Origin of the sequence: Flavobacterium sp. (genome assembly GCF_031422135.1) — a bacterium.
Taxonomy (GTDB): Bacteria; Bacteroidota; Bacteroidia; order Flavobacteriales; family Flavobacteriaceae; genus Flavobacterium.
This window is the reverse complement of record NZ_JANOQD010000030.1, coordinates 48,889-65,723: the sequence shown is the minus strand read 5'-3', so window position 1 is coordinate 65,723 and position 16,835 is coordinate 48,889. Positions and strand designations below refer to the sequence as shown.

The 16,835-nt window shown below is 32.4% G+C and carries 14 protein-coding genes; 13 read left to right on the top strand and 1 reads right to left on the bottom strand.

The features are described 5' to 3' along the window. Positions 1-9 precede the first annotated feature (9 nt). From RMO70_RS04650 to atpG, 3 genes are all read left to right on the top strand, one after another. Entirely contained in the window at positions 10-1,524 is a 1,515-nt protein-coding gene (locus tag RMO70_RS04650) for a hypothetical protein (RefSeq protein WP_310555252.1), read from the top strand. 25 nt (positions 1,525-1,549) lie between these two features. Beyond that, on the top strand, positions 1,550-3,127 hold the full coding sequence (gene atpA, locus RMO70_RS04645; RefSeq protein WP_310555251.1) for a F0F1 ATP synthase subunit alpha: 1,578 nt from the start codon (positions 1,550-1,552) through the stop codon (positions 3,125-3,127). Positions 3,128-3,208: 81 nt separating this feature from the next. Next, positions 3,209-4,069, top strand: coding sequence for an ATP synthase F1 subunit gamma (gene atpG, locus RMO70_RS04640; protein ID WP_310555250.1), 861 nt, complete (start codon positions 3,209-3,211; stop codon positions 4,067-4,069). Between the two features lie 62 nt (positions 4,070-4,131). Here atpG and RMO70_RS04635 read toward each other — a convergent pair whose 3' ends face one another. Continuing rightward, positions 4,132-6,204: a prolyl oligopeptidase family serine peptidase gene (locus tag RMO70_RS04635; protein ID WP_310555249.1), complete on the bottom strand. Its 2,073-nt coding sequence runs from the start codon at positions 6,202-6,204 to the stop codon at positions 4,132-4,134. A gap of 83 nt (positions 6,205-6,287) precedes the next feature. Here RMO70_RS04635 and RMO70_RS04630 point away from each other — a divergent pair, with 83 nt between their 5' ends. The 10 genes from RMO70_RS04630 (at position 6,288) to RMO70_RS04585 (ending at position 16,706) form a co-directional block, all read left to right on the top strand. After that, positions 6,288-6,725, top strand: coding sequence for a GNAT family N-acetyltransferase (locus RMO70_RS04630; RefSeq protein WP_409025069.1), 438 nt, complete (start codon positions 6,288-6,290; stop codon positions 6,723-6,725). A gap of 112 nt (positions 6,726-6,837) precedes the next feature. Continuing rightward, positions 6,838-7,524 (top strand): hypothetical protein, encoded by a 687-nt coding sequence (locus RMO70_RS04625; RefSeq protein ID WP_310555248.1) that lies wholly within the window; start codon positions 6,838-6,840, stop codon positions 7,522-7,524. 2 nt (positions 7,525-7,526) lie between these two features. After that, positions 7,527-8,651: a hypothetical protein gene (locus tag RMO70_RS04620; RefSeq protein ID WP_310555247.1), complete on the top strand. Its 1,125-nt coding sequence runs from the start codon at positions 7,527-7,529 to the stop codon at positions 8,649-8,651. Positions 8,652-8,654: 3 nt separating this feature from the next. Next, positions 8,655-9,494 (top strand): DNA damage-inducible protein D, encoded by an 840-nt coding sequence (gene dinD, locus RMO70_RS04615; RefSeq protein WP_310555246.1) that lies wholly within the window; start codon positions 8,655-8,657, stop codon positions 9,492-9,494. 19 nt (positions 9,495-9,513) lie between these two features. Further along, a complete protein-coding gene (locus tag RMO70_RS04610) occupies positions 9,514-11,328 on the top strand; it encodes an OmpA family protein (RefSeq protein ID WP_310555245.1) in 1,815 nt (604 codons plus the stop codon). A gap of 85 nt (positions 11,329-11,413) precedes the next feature. Further along, positions 11,414-12,187 (top strand): ABC transporter permease subunit, encoded by a 774-nt coding sequence (locus tag RMO70_RS04605; RefSeq protein WP_310555244.1) that lies wholly within the window; start codon positions 11,414-11,416, stop codon positions 12,185-12,187. A gap of 2 nt (positions 12,188-12,189) precedes the next feature. Further along, positions 12,190-13,020: an ATP-binding cassette domain-containing protein gene (locus tag RMO70_RS04600; RefSeq protein WP_310555243.1), complete on the top strand. Its 831-nt coding sequence runs from the start codon at positions 12,190-12,192 to the stop codon at positions 13,018-13,020. Between the two features lie 78 nt (positions 13,021-13,098). After that, a complete protein-coding gene (locus tag RMO70_RS04595; protein ID WP_310555242.1) occupies positions 13,099-14,619 on the top strand; it encodes an AAA family ATPase in 1,521 nt (506 codons plus the stop codon). Between the two features lie 22 nt (positions 14,620-14,641). Next, positions 14,642-15,130, top strand: a complete 489-nt coding sequence (locus RMO70_RS04590; protein WP_310555241.1) for a hypothetical protein — start codon at positions 14,642-14,644, stop codon at positions 15,128-15,130. A gap of 94 nt (positions 15,131-15,224) precedes the next feature. Continuing rightward, the gene (locus RMO70_RS04585) at positions 15,225-16,706 is read left to right on the top strand and encodes a polysaccharide biosynthesis C-terminal domain-containing protein (RefSeq protein WP_310555240.1); all 1,482 of its coding nucleotides are present in this window, start codon (positions 15,225-15,227) and stop codon (positions 16,704-16,706) included. Positions 16,707-16,835 lie beyond the last annotated feature (129 nt).

Sequence of the window (16,835 nt, the reverse complement as noted above, 5' to 3'; positions counted from 1 at the left end):
ATTTTATAAATGAAGAATTTTTTATATACACTTGTTTTCTGCGTGAGCTTCTTTTCTTTCGGTCAAAAAATAAAAGAGAAAAAAGACCAAATTTTATTTGATGATGTTGCTATCGCAAATGTCGAAAAAGATGCCACAAGTACTATTTTTAAATACAATTCTATAAACAATGCAAATGGTATAATTGTAACCTTTAAGACTTTTAAAATTGATGCTCAAAATTCAAAAAGCTGGCTTCTTGTTACTAATTTAGATGCTTCTAAAAAAACAGAAGTTAATTTTGAATTTTTATCTTTTTCTTTAAACTATAAAAAAGCAATTGCAGAACTTTTGGCAAAAAAATACAATATTTTTACCGCGAATGGAATCGAAAATCTTGATGTTTTTTTTGATGAAAAAAGACCTATTATTTCAGATGAAGTTGAAAAATTGAATGTAGCTAAAGTTTCTCTTCAGAAAGATTTGGCTAATGTAAATTATTTTGTATTCACGCCTCAAAAATTGATTTTTTCTGGAACAATCCCAAATGATGCTTTTTCAAGTAAATATACAGAGCAACAAAATAATGAATTTATGTCTAAAGTAGTTGGCATGTATGCTATCTCAATGAAGCAAGATTCATCGCCTTATCCAGTTTTAAATGTTGATATATCTTCGTTGAGCGAAAGAATATTAGCAAGAGCAGTGGATAGAGGCGGAAAAATGGTAGTTGCATTAACAGAGTCAAACGCTACTTTCGTCTACACACCAACAGTAAGATTGGATCAAAACAATAGTGAATCTGTTGCAAAGTTTGTTAAGGAATTAGTTGAGCAAACTTACATGAATGGTCAAAAATACATCACCTTAATGGAAGCGGAAACTCTTTTAGCAGCAAAAAAAGAAGAAAACAAGGAAAAATTTGCTGAGGCCAAAAAGAATTCAGTAAATATTTATGAAAAAAATGGTTATGCGGTTGACGATAAAGGAGAAAAATTAGAAGGTAAATTGTCAATTGATTTTGAAAAGATAGTTGTAAATAATTCTGGTATTGTCGATTTAGATGGTGTAGGTAAAATGGCAACTATTATTGCTAAAAACGAGAAGGGCAAATTAAGATTTTTCAATTATAAAGCTAAAGAAGGCGTTTATTTTTCGGTAATTAATGACGATAATACTGAAACAATATATAGAGCTGTTTTGGTAAAAATAGATGCCAATCAGCCTAAAGATAATTCAGTATTGGATTTAGGCAGTTTAAGTGGTTTAAGTTTGGCTTCTGCTTCTTGGAAATATTTTAAGGAAATTATAAAAACAGAAAAAATTAGTATTTTACAAGATGTAGTTTCAAAAAGTTTTGTAATAAAAGTACCTAATCAAGAAAAAGGATTTCAAATTTTTATTAGAAACGGAAAACTTGATAAGTTTATAACTAAATTAAACGAATACCTTGGTAATTCTGTAAGCAGTAGTGATTTAGAAAAAATTGATTATACAAATTTAGATGGGCTAAATAATTTAGTTGATTTATATTCAAAAAAATAAATAATAGTAGGAAAAAATAATAATTATGGCGGAAATTAAACCTGCTGAAATATCAGCAATATTAAGAAAGCAAGTAGAAGGTTTTGAATCTGGTGCTACGCTAGAAGAAGTAGGATCGGTACTTCAAGTTGGAGATGGTATCGCTCGTGTTTACGGACTTTCAAATGTTCAATATGGTGAACTTGTAGAATTTGATAATGGTCTAGAAGGAATCGTTTTGAATTTGGAAGAAGACAATGTAGGTGTGGTACTTTTAGGACCATCAACTGGAATCAAAGAAGGTTCAACAGCAAAAAGAACACAACGTATCGCTTCTCTAAAAGTAGGAGAGCAAATGGTAGGGCGTGTAGTAAACACTCTTGGTTTTCCAATTGATGGAAAAGGACCAATCGGTGGGGACTTATACGAAATGCCTTTAGAAAGAAAAGCTCCTGGAGTTATTTTCCGCCAACCAGTAACTGAACCATTACAAACAGGTATCAAAGCAATCGATGCGATGATTCCAGTAGGTCGTGGACAACGTGAATTGGTTATTGGTGACCGTCAAACAGGAAAGTCTTCTGTTTGTTTGGATACTATTTTAAATCAAAAAGAATTTTACGATGCTGGAAAACCAGTATTCTGTATATATGTTGCTATCGGACAAAAAGCTTCGACTGTTGCAGGAATTGCAAAAATGTTAGAAGAAAAAGGAGCAATGGCTTACACCGTTATTGTTGCTGCCAATGCTTCTGATCCAGCACCAATGCAAGTTTACGCACCAATGGCTGGAGCTGCAATTGGAGAATATTTCCGTGATTCAGGTCGTCCAGCACTTATTGTGTATGATGATTTGTCTAAACAAGCAGTGGCGTATCGTGAGGTTTCTCTTTTGTTAAGAAGACCACCGGGACGTGAGGCATATCCAGGAGACGTTTTTTACTTACACTCTCGTTTGTTAGAAAGAGCTTGTAAAGTAATTGCTGATGATGATATTGCTAAGAATATGAACGATTTACCAGATACTTTAAAATCTATCGTAAAAGGTGGTGGTTCATTAACGGCTTTGCCAATTATCGAAACACAAGCAGGTGACGTTTCTGCATACATTCCAACTAACGTAATTTCGATTACAGACGGTCAGATTTTCTTAGATGGTGATTTGTTCAACTCTGGAGTTCGTCCAGCAATCAACGTTGGTATTTCGGTATCTCGTGTAGGTGGAAATGCACAAATAAAATCAATGAAAAAAGTAGCAGGAACATTAAAATTAGACCAAGCGCAATACCGCGAATTAGAAGCGTTTGCAAAATTTGGTTCTGATTTAGATGCTGTTACTTTAAACGTAATCGAAAAAGGAAAACGTAACGTTGAAATCTTGAAACAAGGTTTAAACTCTCCATATACTGTTGAAGATCAAGTAGCTATTATCTACGCTGGTTCTAAAAACTTATTGAGAAACGTTCCTGTAAATAAAGTAAAAGAGTTCGAAAAAGATTTTATCGAATACTTGAACAACAAACACAGAGATACATTAGATGCTTTGAAAGCAGGTAAACTAGATGACAACATAACTGATGTTATCGAAAAAACCGCTAAAGAATTATCTGCAAAATATAATTAAGATTGAAGCTAGAAGTTGGAAGTAAGAAGTGAAAATCTTACTTCCAACTCCCATCTTCCAACTCCTAACTTTTACAAATAAATGGCAAACTTAAAGGAAATCCGTAATAGAATTACTTCCGTTTCATCTACGATGCAAATTACATCGGCAATGAAAATGGTTTCTGCAGCAAAGCTAAAAAAGGCACAAGATGCCATTACAGCAATGCGACCTTATGCCGAAAAACTAACGGAATTATTACAAAATCTTTCTGCAACTCTTGAAGGAGAAGTAGGTGGAGATTTTACAAAACAACGTGAAATTAATAAAGTATTAGTAGTTGCAATAACTTCAAACAGAGGTTTATGTGGCGCTTTTAATTCTAATGTAATAAAAGAAGTTAAAAACCGTTCCGATTTTTATGCAGGAAAACAAGTAGATGTTTTTGCAATTGGTAAAAAAGGAAACGATGTTTTATCTAAAACATTTTCGGTTGTAAATAACGAAAGTTCAGTATTTGATGCTTTGACTTTTGAAAACGTGTCTAAAATTGCCCAAACACTAACAGATAAGTTTGTGGCTGGCGATTATGATAAAATTGAAGTGGTTTACAATCAGTTTAAAAATGCGGCTACACAAATCGTTCAAACCGAACAGTTTTTGCCACTAGCTCCAATTAAATCGGATAAGCCAGTTCAAACAGGTGATTATTTATTTGAACCATCAAAAGAAGAAATTGTATTGACTTTGATTCCAAAATCATTGAAAACACAATTGTACAAAGGAATCAGAGATTCCTTCGCCTCAGAACACGGAGCGCGTATGACGGCAATGCACAAAGCAACTGACAACGCAACCGAATTGAGAAATCAATTGAAATTGACATATAACAAAGCCCGTCAAGCAGCAATTACTAATGAAATATTAGAAATTGTAGGTGGAGCGGAAGCTTTGAAAGGATAAGATTTTTTTTATAAAACAGAAAAGCCAGCATTATTTGCTGGCTTTTCTGTTTTATACTTTTACTACTTCATTAAATAATAAATTAAAAAATCATAAAATTTGGCATCTTCCTGAACGCTTTTATCGTAAGAATTGCCTCCATTATGTCCAAGATTTTTCTTTGTAATTAGTAAAATAGGATTTTTTTGAGAATCTCTATTTTGTAAAGCAGCGGCAAATTTGTAGGAATGAAAAGGCGGAACACGATCATCATTGTCTGCAGTAAAAATAATAGTTGTTGGGTAATTTACATTATTTTTTATCTTGTTCAAAGGGGAATATTTAGTAATTAAGTTAAATTCGTCTTCCAAATTAGGATTTCCAAATTCATCTAAATGGTATTTTCCAACTGTGTATTTATGAGCATTTATCATATCAAAAACGCCAACTTCTGGCATAGCTAATTTGTATAAATCTGGTCTTTCTGTAAGTGCGTAACCAACTACGAGTCCGCCATGAGAACCACCAGTTATTGCTAATTTTGAAGGGTTTGTGTATTTTTGTTTTATTAAAAACTCAGAAGCATCTATAAAATCGTTTAAACCATTTATTTTGTTTTTCCCGCTGCCTTTCATATGCCAGTCTACACCTTTTTCGCCACCACCTCTGATTTCTGCAAATGCATATACGCCACCATTATCTAAAAAATTCAATAAAGAATTGTCGTAATTAGCAGAATTTGTAATTCCGAAACCACCGTAAGCTTTCAAAAGACAAGGATTATTACCATTAAAAAGGAAATTTTTTTTATGAATGATTTTTATAGGAACATCTATGTTATCTCTATTTTTAAAATTCACGCACTTTATTTCAAATTTATCTGCCGAATACATTACTTCTTCATTCGGGTTTCGTATTGTTGCTTTTGTTTCGGTAATTTTTATTTTAAAATTTTTAGTTGGATTTGTGTAAGATTCAACATCAAAATACAATTCATTTTTCGCTTCATCAAAATCTCTAAATGTTATATTGGCTCCAATTGGCGATTCTATTTTTTTTATAAAATTGCCTTCATAATCGTACACTGACAAATATGTTTTTGTTTCAGATTTGTATTCACAAATTAAATATTTTTCAGTAAAATTGGTTTTTTGGAGAAGATTATTGTAAAATTGTGGAATTAATTTTTCATCATCTTTTATATTTTCAAAATTAAACGAACGAATTTCGCCCCAATTACTCTTTTTTGTAGAGTAAAATATTCTTCCGTTATGATAATTAATAAATTCGAAAGAGTTGCTTGCATCTTCATAAAATTGTTTAAGTTCAAATGTATCTAAATTTAGATCTGCATAATAATACTTTTTTAAATTGGTTGCAGGATTATATTCTGTTAAAAAAAACATCGTTTTGTTGTTAAAAAAAGTAATGTCGGTATTTTTGCTTGATCCATCGAAGATTAATTCATCTGCTTTTTGATTTGTATTCAGCTTGTGATAGAATACTTTATAGGTCGAATCTTTTTCAAAATGAAATTTATTTGTGTTCAATTTATAAAAAACACCTTCGTCTTTCTTCCAGGATATATTAGAAAATTTTACATTTACTAAACCATCATTCATAGTTTTGTTTTTGGATAAATCTACAAATCGTACTTCAAGTTTATCACTGCCATTTATTCGCAAAGCGCAAGAAACAAATTTTGAATTGGTTGACATAGAAATTTCATCAACGCTAACGTTTTTATCTGAATAAATTTTATTCGGATTAAAAACATCTTCAAACTGCGAATTAGAGTCCCGTTGCAAAAATAAATGGGGAGATTTTTTCGGATCTATAGTCGCCAAGTAAAATTTTAAACCATTAGTACTTATTGGCACCTGACCTGTTGTTAATGAATTATAAATTTTTAGTTTATTTAAAGTCGAAACTTTCTTTTTTACACTTTTATAAATAGTTTCCGAAAATTCATTTTGTAAATTAACCCAATTTTTTACTTCTTCGGTTTCTGTATTTTCTAACCAAGAATATTCATCATTAAAATTAAAATTAAATTTCGTTATATTATTTGTAATTTTCTTTGTTGCTACATTATCCTGTGAAAAAGAAAAAAAAGATAAGAATAAACAAACTATCAGGCAACAACAATTTTTCATATTAAATTTTTAAAAAGGAAACAAAAGTACTACAAGTTTCTAAAGTATAATATTTATTGTAATTTTACTTTAAAATAATTTCAATGCAAACCAGAGAACTTACCACAATAACAGAAATGCTTTCTCAATTTGAAATAATTACGTATTTGTATCCCAACTTCACAGTAGAAAAATACGAATCGTATCTCAACGAAATGATTCCGCACAATTACAAACAACTCGCTATTTTCGAAAACGATGTTTGTGTAGCGTTAACAGGTTTTTGGACAGGAACCAAACTGTGGTCTGGTAAATACATTGAAATCGATAATTTTATTGTGCATCCAGACCATAGGATGAAAGGTTTGGGCAAAATTATGACCGATTATATTGATGCCAAAGCCAATGAATTAGGTTGTACAATGATTGTGTTAGATGCTTTTACAGGAAATTTTAAAGCACATCGTTTTTATTACAATCAAGGCTATGCTCCCAAGGGATTTCATTTTATAAAAATGATTAACGAAAAAGGATTGTCGTAAATAAAAGCACTTTGTTTTAATAAATTAACTATTTTTAAGTTTTTTAAATAAAACCGGTAACTTTTTATAACTTAGTACGTATAATTTAAGTGAACCACAAAAAAATAAATTAATGACTAAAGAAGGTTTTAACTGGAAAAGTATTTTTGTAAATGACGAATCTTCGTCAAACAACACAGAAAAACAAGTAACTCAAATTCCAACATCTGTACAATCACCAATCAGAGACAATAAGTTTCCTGAAACGAATATGGTAACAAGTTCGGTTCCTATGGGAAGTAGTGAGAATCCTTTTCTGAATGAAATCCTCGAAGTTTACAACAAAGGTTTTGAAGGATTAAATAGCGAAGGTTTCGATTTTTTTGAAATGTATAAATCTGTGATGGCTGTAGGACCAACCAATCCGCAAAGTTACCAAATGGCTTTCACTATGGGAAAAACCATTAAAAGTGATTTGTCAAAAGAGTTGTTGCTGGAAAAATCAAAGTTCTACATTTCTGAAATAGAAAAAGTATATGCCAAATACGATGCTACTGGAAATTCTAAAAACAAAGATTTAAATAACACGATAACAACTCAAAAATACAATCTTTCCAAAAACATTGCCGATTTAGAAACGCAAATAGCTAAATTACAAGCGGAATTAGAAGCTAAAAAAGCAGAATTGGCAAGAATTGATTTTGATAACAAGGAGATGTTTACCCAAATTCAGTTAAAAATCGACGCCAACAATATCGCCAAACACAAAATTTTAGAATCAATCAATACTGTAGTTACAGGAATCAATCAATATTTATAATTATGAGTACAAAATACGAACAAGAAAAAACAGCATTATCTGAACTTCCCATATTAAAACATTTCGACGAGTCAAAAGGCGAAATAGCAATCAATAAAGACACCCTCAAAAAAGGGGAAAAAACATTATTTTGGGCTCTGGCAGCCGCTGTTTTGGGTGTTGGTGGCTATTTAACTTGGACTTATATTATCCCGCCACTTTTCACAATGTTGGGTCAAGCTATTGCCATATCAGCCACCGGAGTTTTCTTGGTTTTTCTAGTAATGATGTATCCTGTAATTATGAAAGGATTGCGTTTTATGACCAAAAACATTCATAAAGCTTTGATAAACAGCAATCCATTCAACGAATTGGAAGAACAAAAACAAAAAATGATTAAAAATCGTGAAGTTTTTAAAGCGACTAAGGCAAAACTGAAAGGTCTGAAAACAGAAATGGAAATCGAAGGCAATAAATCTGAAAAAGAAGCCAAAACTTTTCAAGATGATATTCTTAGTTTGCAACGCCAATCTGAGAAATTAAAATCAGCAATGGACGAAATGGTAAAACTGCAAGGCATAGCTGCAAAAGATACCGACGAATATGTAACCTTACAAAGTGAACTAGCTAGAAAACTAAGCGATTCACAACGTGTTTCAAACCAATATGAGCAAAGTAAAAATTTCACTCAAAAGTATGGTGTCCGTGCCAATGTTTTAGGGAAAATGGATAGAAAACTAACGTTAGCAGGAACAGCAATCGACATTAAAATTGCCGATTTTGACACCACAATCGTTATGCTTCGCAAAGAATATGAATTTGCCAAAAATGCCAAACAAGCAACAGAATCTGCCAAAAGCGCTATGATGTTTACCCAATCTTGGGAATTGGATTATGCACTCGAGGTTGTTACATCAACAATCGCACAGGATATTGCCAGAACTTCAGAAAATTTGTTAGACATTGATACTTTGACTTCTAAATATTCTGTAGATAACGATGAATTGTATTCTCGATTAGATTCTTTGGCAGATAAAATCAAAACGGGCGATAGCACAATTCCAGATTCAACCAAATATACCAGTCCAAATTATAAAATGACCAAAGACGATAAATTGAATGCTGGAGGTTTTGGAGATATATTTTAAAATATGAAAAAAGAATTTATATCTGAGTTATTTGAAAAATTTGAAGATGCTTCTTATGTTTTGGAAGGAATTGAATGTTGGAGCGCAAGAGATTTGCAAACAATTTTGGGATATACAAAATGGGATAATTTTACAAGAGTTTTAGATAAATCAAAAATATCTTGTCAAAATGCTGGAGAATTAATTTCTAATCATTTTGCCGACATCGGGAAAATGATAACACTTGCAAAAGGTGCACAGCGGGAAATTAACGATATAGCATTAACAAGATATGCCTCTTATTTGGTTGCTCAAAATGCAGATGCCACAAAAATAGAGGTTGCATTTGCTCAAACTTATTTTGCAGTTCAAACTCGAAAACAGGAAATAATAGAAAAACGCCTTTTAGATGTTGCAAGAGTAACAGCTCGAGAAAAACTATCAAAATCTGAAAAAAAATTATCAGGAATTATATTTGAAAGAGGAGTTGATAATAAAAGTTTTGCAATTATTCGTTCAAAAGGAGATCAAGCATTGTTTGGAGGAAAATCAACAAATGATATGAAAAGGGTTTTAAAAATCTCAGAGAGCAGACCACTTGCAGATTTTTTACCTACTTTGACTATCAAAGCCAAAGACTTTGCTACAGAACTTACAAGTCATAATGTTATTGATAAAAACTTAAAAGGAGATGTTCAGATTTCTAATGAGCACATCGAAAACAACAAAGCAGTTCGAGGAATGTTAAAACAAAGAGGAGTAATTCCTGAAAACCTTGCAATTGAAGAAGATGTTAAAAAAATTCAAAGAAGATTAGAAAGCGAAGAAAAGAAAGTACTAAAAGACCTTAAAACAAAAAAATAAAACTAAATTTTACATACCAATGGGAAAAATTTTAAGAACAACAAAATTAACGACCTTTTCAGAATTTTTAATTGTGGCTGGAGGAATAGGTGCTATACTAGGAGCAATATATTTTATTTCTCCAGGAATTAAAACCGCAGTTTCAAAACAACTTACAGGAATAGAATTGAATTCTGCCGATGTAAACAATGTTACGAATGCAGAAAAAATTGCACTTCCGTCCAAAGATGTTTCTTCAGAAGTAAGCAGCAAACCAAAAGTTAGAATTGCTGGATATGCTTGGAACGCAACTTCTGGAATGATAGTTGCAAACGGTGGTCCAAAAACCACCAAAGGTTCTTTAATGGAAAAAAACGGAGTAAATCTAGAAATCATTCGCCAAGACTGGTTGAAAGAACTGACCGTAATGCAAATGAAATTTATTGAAGAATTTGACAAAGGCGAAGCATTTCCAACATCAGACAAAAGTGCTTTTGGAATTATGATTATGGGCGATGGCGCACCATTTTACATCAGTTCAACTCAAAAGTCATTGGACGAAAAATACGGTAAAGACAAATACCACGTACAAGTAATGGGTGCCATTGGAATGAGTTATGGTGAAGACAAATTAATTGGGCCGCCTAGCTGGAAATCAGATCCAAAATCGATGAAAGGCGCATTAATTTCTGCAGTTTTAGGAGATGGCGACTGGGTTACTACCGTAAATTATTGCTTCGCAAATGGACTAAAAGTAAATCCAGATCCTGCCACTTATGATGCAGATGCGGTCAATATTTATCCTTCAGAAAATGACGATTACATCAAATCCGCAGAAGAATTAATCAAATCACAAACCACAGGTTGGACCGTTTCTTTGAAAGAAGTAACCAATGGAAAACTAACTGGAAAATCAGTAAATAGAAAAATCGACGGTTGTGCCACTTGGACTCCTGGCGACAAAACCGTTTTCGATAAATTGTCAGGTTTTGTAGACATTGTTTCTACCAAAGAATTCAACAATCAAATGCCAGCAGTTTTAATTGGAGTGAAAGAATGGGCTACAAAAAACCCAGAAATTGTTTCTAATATTTTAAAATCGGCATTGACAGCTTCCAATCAAATGAAAAACTATGATGATTGGATGGTTCGTGCTTCAGAAGCTGTGGCAACAACATACCAAATTGAAAATGCAGACTATTGGTACAAAATGTTCAAAGGACAACAAGGCACAAAAGGAGGTTTAACATACAATATGGGTGGCTCGAAAGTATTCAACTATGCTGATGGTATGCAATATTTTGGAATGTCCGATGGTGTGAATCGTTACAAATCGGTTTACAATCAAGTATCTGGTTATTTGACCGAATTGAATCCGTTTGGATTTAATGAAAATGTAGGTAAAGTGGTGGCTTATGAAGATGCTGTAAATCTGTATTTCCTAAAAAACATCAACGATATTGAATCAACCACAGCTGACAAAGCAGATTATACCAAACAATCTACCGAGGTTATGGCATCGGGGGAATGGAAAATTAATTTTGGTTCTGGAAGTTATGCTATTCAAAACAATTCAAATAAAGATTTAGAGAAAATTTACAACTTACTCATTCAGGCGGAGAATTCTAAATTAACCATAGTTGGTCATACTGATAATGTTGGTAAAGCCGATTCAAATGTAGCTTTGTCAAAAGGACGTGCACAAGCAGTTGTTGATTATTTGAAAAACAAAGGGATTCCAGAAAACCGTTTTCAATTAATTGATGGAAAAGGTGCAAACGAGCCAGTGGCAGACAACAGTTCTGAATCTGGAAAAGCACAAAACAGACGCGTTGTAGTGACGTTCTTGAAATAAAATTGTTGTAGGTTGTAAGTTATGTATTCTTGGTTTTTACTATTCAAAACCTACAACTTACAACCTATAACTTACAACCAAAACTATGATAAAACAACTTTTCACACCGTTTGAACAAATATCAAAGTCAAAAAAAACCATTATTTTAGTGGTATGGATTGTCTTTGTAATTGCGCTTTGGTTTATTACAACATCTGGACAAAAACATTTATTTCCCTCACCTCAGCAAGTTTTTCAGAGTTTCTCTGAATTGTTTCAAGAAGGATTGGTGGTGCATATATTTAGTTCGTTGGTATTGTGTTTTATCTCGATTTCAATTGCGGTGGTAGCTTCAATGCTTTTTGCCTATTCTTGGCCAATTCCGGTTTTCAAACCAGTAGCAGAATTCATTACCAAATTTAGATTTTTGCCTTTAGCAGGATTAACATTGTATATAACATATGTGATTCACGATGCTCGAAATATGCAAATTTGGATATTGGTTATATTTTTAACCACATTTTTAACGACCTCATTAATATCGGTTATAGCAAGTATTCCACAAGAAGAATTTGACCACGCCAAAACTTTAAAATGTTCTCGTTTTGAAGTGCTTTGGCAAGTCATTATTTTAGGAAGAATAGATTACGTTATCGATGTGATTCGTCAGAATCTTGCCATCACTTGGATGATGTTGGTTACTGTCGAATCTACACTTGCTGCGGCTGGAGGATTGGGATTTTTGATAAAAAATTCAGAAAAGTTTTCCAATCATTCTAGAATAATTGCTTTACAGATTATTATTTTACTAATAGGTTTAGCATTAGATTTCAGCATCAATTTCTTGAGAAAAGCAATTTTTAGATATTCAAAAATATAATTATGGGACACAGTTTTAAAGAGGCACTTTTGTATGTCGAAAACTTAAGCGTAGCTTATGATGGCAAAGTAATTATAAAAGATATCAGTTTGATTGAAAAAGATGTTGTGCGATCAGGTGTTGAAAGCACGGGACAAACCATAGCCATCGTGGGAAGATCGGGTCGTGGAAAATCTACTTTTTTTAAAGCACTAACTGGTTTGGTTCATCCCAATTCAGGCAAAATTTTAATCAAAGATTTTGAAAGTCAAGAAAACAATGCTGCCAAACCAGTAAAAGAAGGTGATATTGGATTTGTTGATCAAAAATATACACTTTTCAGACATAAAACAGTAACCCAATCGTTGCAATTTGCGTTAAGAAAAACAGATTTATCTCAAACTGAAAAAGACAAAAAAATAAAAGAATACATTCATAAATGGGGATTGGAAACGTGTGTTGACAAATATCCAAACGAACTTTCTGGTGGACAAAGACAACGAACAGCCATTATTGAGCAATTATTTTCTTCCGACCAATTTATTATTATGGATGAGCCTTTTTCAGGATTGGACGTCGGAAATATTGAAGAAGTAAAAAAAGCTTTCGATTTATTGAACGAAACTTCAGAATACAATACGCTTTTGTTTTCAACACACGATATAAAACTCGCCATCGAACTGTCACAATCCATTTATGTCATTGGTCATCCAACTTTAAATGGCGACAAAAAAGATTATGGAACCGTAGTTGCCAAATATGATTTACGAGAAATGGGATTGGCGTGGAAGGAATATGGTGAAGACCATAGAAAATTGTATAAAGAAATTGTGCATCAGATGATGATTTCTTAAAATTTTTGCCACAGATTCACAGATTTTCATATTTAATTGAAAAATCTGTGAATCTGTGGTTAGTTAAAAAAATAAACTTTGAAAAAACGAAACCCAATATCAATCCTAGAAGAATCGTTCCTTTCCATCAAAGAATATATTGAAGGTGAAATTAATGTGGAAAAAACTTTTTTCAATCAAACATTTGTTCAAGAACTAAAAAAAGAAACAACAACTTTATTAGCCATTTGCGAAGAATTAAACAAAGACGCCGTTTTTATTCAAAAGATAAATGCCAAAGTAAATCCAAACAATTCCAATAGTTTTCTGTTTAAAACCCAGCAATTTTTCTTGTCAGATGTGATTTCAATTTATGAAAAAAAATCGGGTTTAGAAACCGAAAAATCACTATTTGCTTTTGCTTATTATTATGATGCTTTAAGAAATAGTCATTTTGCCGATGAAAAAGCCATAAACACTTTAAATAAATTAGTTTCAACTAAAGAATTTCGAGAGAATTTAAAAAAATTAAGAAATCAGAATCAAATAATTCCGCAAAATAGTAGTCAAACCAATTTTCTAATTTCGGTTTTATCAGAAATTAAACATCCTAAATTGGAAGAAATTACCACTCATTTTGAAAAATTTATTCAATTTTCCTATAATCTAGAAATAGAAAAAACACCAGAATTAAAGGAAATACTTTCGCCTACAATTGCACAACAAAATGTAAATAGCCAAGTGAGTTTTCCGCCAACTGATGATACTTTAGAAAAAGTACTCGAAGAACTCAATGGATTGGTCGGACTAGAAAATGTAAAAAAAGACATCAACGAACTGGTTAATTTACTTGAAATTCAGAAAAAACGTTCTGCTGAAGGATTAAAAAATATAGAAATTGCATTGCATACTGTATTTCTTGGACCACCAGGAACCGGAAAGACATCAGTAGCCAGATTGTTAAGTAGAATATTCAAACATTTAGGATTTTTATCCATTGGTCAAATATATGAAACCGATCGCGAAGGAATGGTTGCTGGTTTTGTTGGACAAACTGCTACCAAAGTCGACAAAGCGGTTCAAGAAAGTAAAGGAGGCGTTTTATTTATTGACGAAGCCTACGCTTTAACGGCCAATAGTTTTGGAAATGATTATGGTTCTGAAGCAGTAAACACAATGCTCAAACGAATGGAAGACCATCGGGACGATTTGGCGGTTGTGGTTGCTGGTTATACCGAACCTATGAAAACGTTTATCGAATCCAATCCTGGATTGCGATCAAGATTTAACCGCTATTTTGAATTTGAACATTTCAAACCAACAGAACTATTTTCAATTTTTGAAACCTTTTGTAAAAAATCTGATTTTATTTTAACCGACGATGCAATAGAAAAACTCAAAGACACGTTTGACTTATTGTATAGTAAGAAAGATGAAGGTTTTGGGAATGCTCGTGTAATTCGAAATTTATTCGAAAAATGTGTACAGAATCAAGCCAATCGAATTGTTACTATAAAAGTTATTACATCAGATGTTTTAAGAGCATTAACAGAAGAAGACATTCCAGAACCAAAAGAAACTGAAAAACAAGTTTATTTTGCAGCACCAAAAGAAGAGTAAATAAAACATTATCTCTAAAAAAATGAAAACAATCATCATCATATTTAGTATATTCCTAGCCCAAAACTGTAACAATAAAGCAACTCAATTGCAATTGCAGGAAAAACTTCCTTCAGCAATCGAATCGGTATACTTTCAACGTTGGATAGGCGGACGACAAGAAACAGGTAGTGGCATAAATTTCCACATTCAATTTAAAACAGCTTTACCAAATGGAGTACAATTAAAAAAAGTGTATTTTCAAAACAATGAAGCGGATTTTGAAGAAAAAGATCCAACAACTTTTGTAGCTTATTTTAAATTCAAACCAAAAAGCGAGATTATTCTTGATAGTGACCCTAAAAAAGAATACGGTAACAAGACCCCAGAAACCAACAAATTGAATTCTGATTTACAACCAAATGAAGCCATTTTAGAATTTGTCAAAAACGAAAAAGTAATTAAAGTAAAAATTCAAAACATAAAAGAAAAAGAACTTATCGCATATCCTTCTGCAAGACCAAGAAATTAGTTATTTTTGTTTTTTAAATAAACACAAATAACACATATCGAAGCAGTTTAAACTAGCTTGCAATTAGTGAAAATTAGTGTAATTTGTGTTAAAAATGAGTCTATATAAATCACTTTTCAAACAAACACTAATCTACGGTTTGGCAACAGTATTGCCTCGAATGATTAGCTTTTTACTCAATCCACTCTATACTGATGTTTTACCAAAACAAGAATTTGCAGACGTTTCCATCGTATTCGCTTATTTAGTATTTTTCAATGTTGTTTTATCCTACGGAATGGAAACTGCCTTTTTCCGATTTTACAATCTCGAAGGCACGAGCGATAGCGAACTGGCAAAGCAAAACAAGAAAAAAGTCACGTCAACAGCTACTATTTCTATATTTTGGACAACTATAGTATTTCTTTTTAGTAGTTTATTGTTTAGAAACACATTAGCCAGTTGGTCCAATATTAAAGTACATTATATAACATACACCATTTGGATATTAGCATTCGATGCACTCGCAACCATTCCTTTTTCAAAACTTAGAGCCGAAAAAAAACCAATGGCTTATGCGGTAATCAAAATTGGAAATGTAGTAATTAATTTTACATTAAACCTTTTCTTTTTAATTGTATTGCCTAAAATCGCAACGAATCCAGATAGTTTTTTTCACACCATTTATTTTGAAAATTTTCAAGTAGGCTATATTTTCATATCAAATGTAATAGCCAGTTTGCTCACATTTTTGGTGCTTTCGCCCAACTATTTCAAAATCAAGTGGAGTTTTGATTTTACACTCTGGAAAAAAATGTTACACTACGGTTTACCCATTCTCATTGCAGGAATAGGCTTTGCGATCAACGAACATTTCGACAAAATTCTACTGGATAAGTTTCACATTTCAAAAGACGACATTGGAGCCTATTCCGCCTGTTACAAGATAGGAATGTTTATGGTTTTGTTCCGAACAGCCTATACACTGGGCATCGAGCCGTTTTTCTTCAGTCACGCTGACCAAGAAAACGCACCTCAAACCTATGCCACAGTAACTAAATATTTTGTAATCACAGGATCGTTTATACTACTATTTGTAATCGTTTTTATAGACATTCTCAAAATGCTATTAGTACCCAATCCAAGCTATTGGGAAGCCATAAAAGTAGTTCCACTCATTATTCTTGCAAATTTTTTTCTGGGCATTTACACTAACCTTTCGGTATGGTATAAACTTATAGATAAAACCAAAATAGGCGCCTACATATCCATCACTGGCGCAGTAATAACGCTGGTTTTGAACTACCTACTAATCCCAAAATTCAGCTACTACGGTTCCGCAATAGCTACTATTGCTGCCTACGGAAGTATGATGTTTATATCTTTTTATCTCGGTCAAAAAAAATATCCAATACCCTACGAAATCAATAAAATTGGAGCTTATTTGGGAATTTCAATAACGCTATCAGCACTATCATTTTACATTCCTAAATTTAGGGAAAGCTATATTTTCGGAATACTTGCACTACTCATTTTTGCGTATTATATTTACCGAAACGAAAAACAAGTAGTATTAAAAATTTTAAAGAGAAAATAAAAACAAACTTTCGACTATAGGAGAAATCAGGAGCTATTTCGCGCTGTACATTTCAATCTTTTTTATCTCAATTACTTTTTTCTAAGCCCTAAAAAGAGCTTCCTTTGGTCGCTTTTTTAGAACAAGAAA

Bases quoted from the DNA above. Each gene is read 5' to 3' on its own strand.
- RMO70_RS04650 (WP_310555252.1), top strand. From the start codon at position 10: ATGAAGAATTTTTTATATACACTTGTTTTCTGCGTGAGCTTCTTTTCT.
- atpA (WP_310555251.1), top strand. From the start codon at position 1,550: ATGGCGGAAATTAAACCTGCTGAAATATCAGCAATATTAAGAAAGCAA.
- atpG (WP_310555250.1), top strand. From the start codon at position 3,209: ATGGCAAACTTAAAGGAAATCCGTAATAGAATTACTTCCGTTTCATCT.
- RMO70_RS04635 (WP_310555249.1), bottom strand. From the start codon at position 6,204: ATGAAAAATTGTTGTTGCCTGATAGTTTGTTTATTCTTATCTTTTTTT.
- RMO70_RS04630 (WP_409025069.1), top strand. From the start codon at position 6,288: ATGCAAACCAGAGAACTTACCACAATAACAGAAATGCTTTCTCAATTT.
- RMO70_RS04625 (WP_310555248.1), top strand. From the start codon at position 6,838: ATGACTAAAGAAGGTTTTAACTGGAAAAGTATTTTTGTAAATGACGAA.
- RMO70_RS04620 (WP_310555247.1), top strand. From the start codon at position 7,527: ATGAGTACAAAATACGAACAAGAAAAAACAGCATTATCTGAACTTCCC.
- dinD (WP_310555246.1), top strand. From the start codon at position 8,655: ATGAAAAAAGAATTTATATCTGAGTTATTTGAAAAATTTGAAGATGCT.
- RMO70_RS04610 (WP_310555245.1), top strand. From the start codon at position 9,514: ATGGGAAAAATTTTAAGAACAACAAAATTAACGACCTTTTCAGAATTT.
- RMO70_RS04605 (WP_310555244.1), top strand. From the start codon at position 11,414: ATGATAAAACAACTTTTCACACCGTTTGAACAAATATCAAAGTCAAAA.
- RMO70_RS04600 (WP_310555243.1), top strand. From the start codon at position 12,190: ATGGGACACAGTTTTAAAGAGGCACTTTTGTATGTCGAAAACTTAAGC.
- RMO70_RS04590 (WP_310555241.1), top strand. From the start codon at position 14,642: ATGAAAACAATCATCATCATATTTAGTATATTCCTAGCCCAAAACTGT.
- RMO70_RS04585 (WP_310555240.1), top strand. From the start codon at position 15,225: ATGAGTCTATATAAATCACTTTTCAAACAAACACTAATCTACGGTTTG.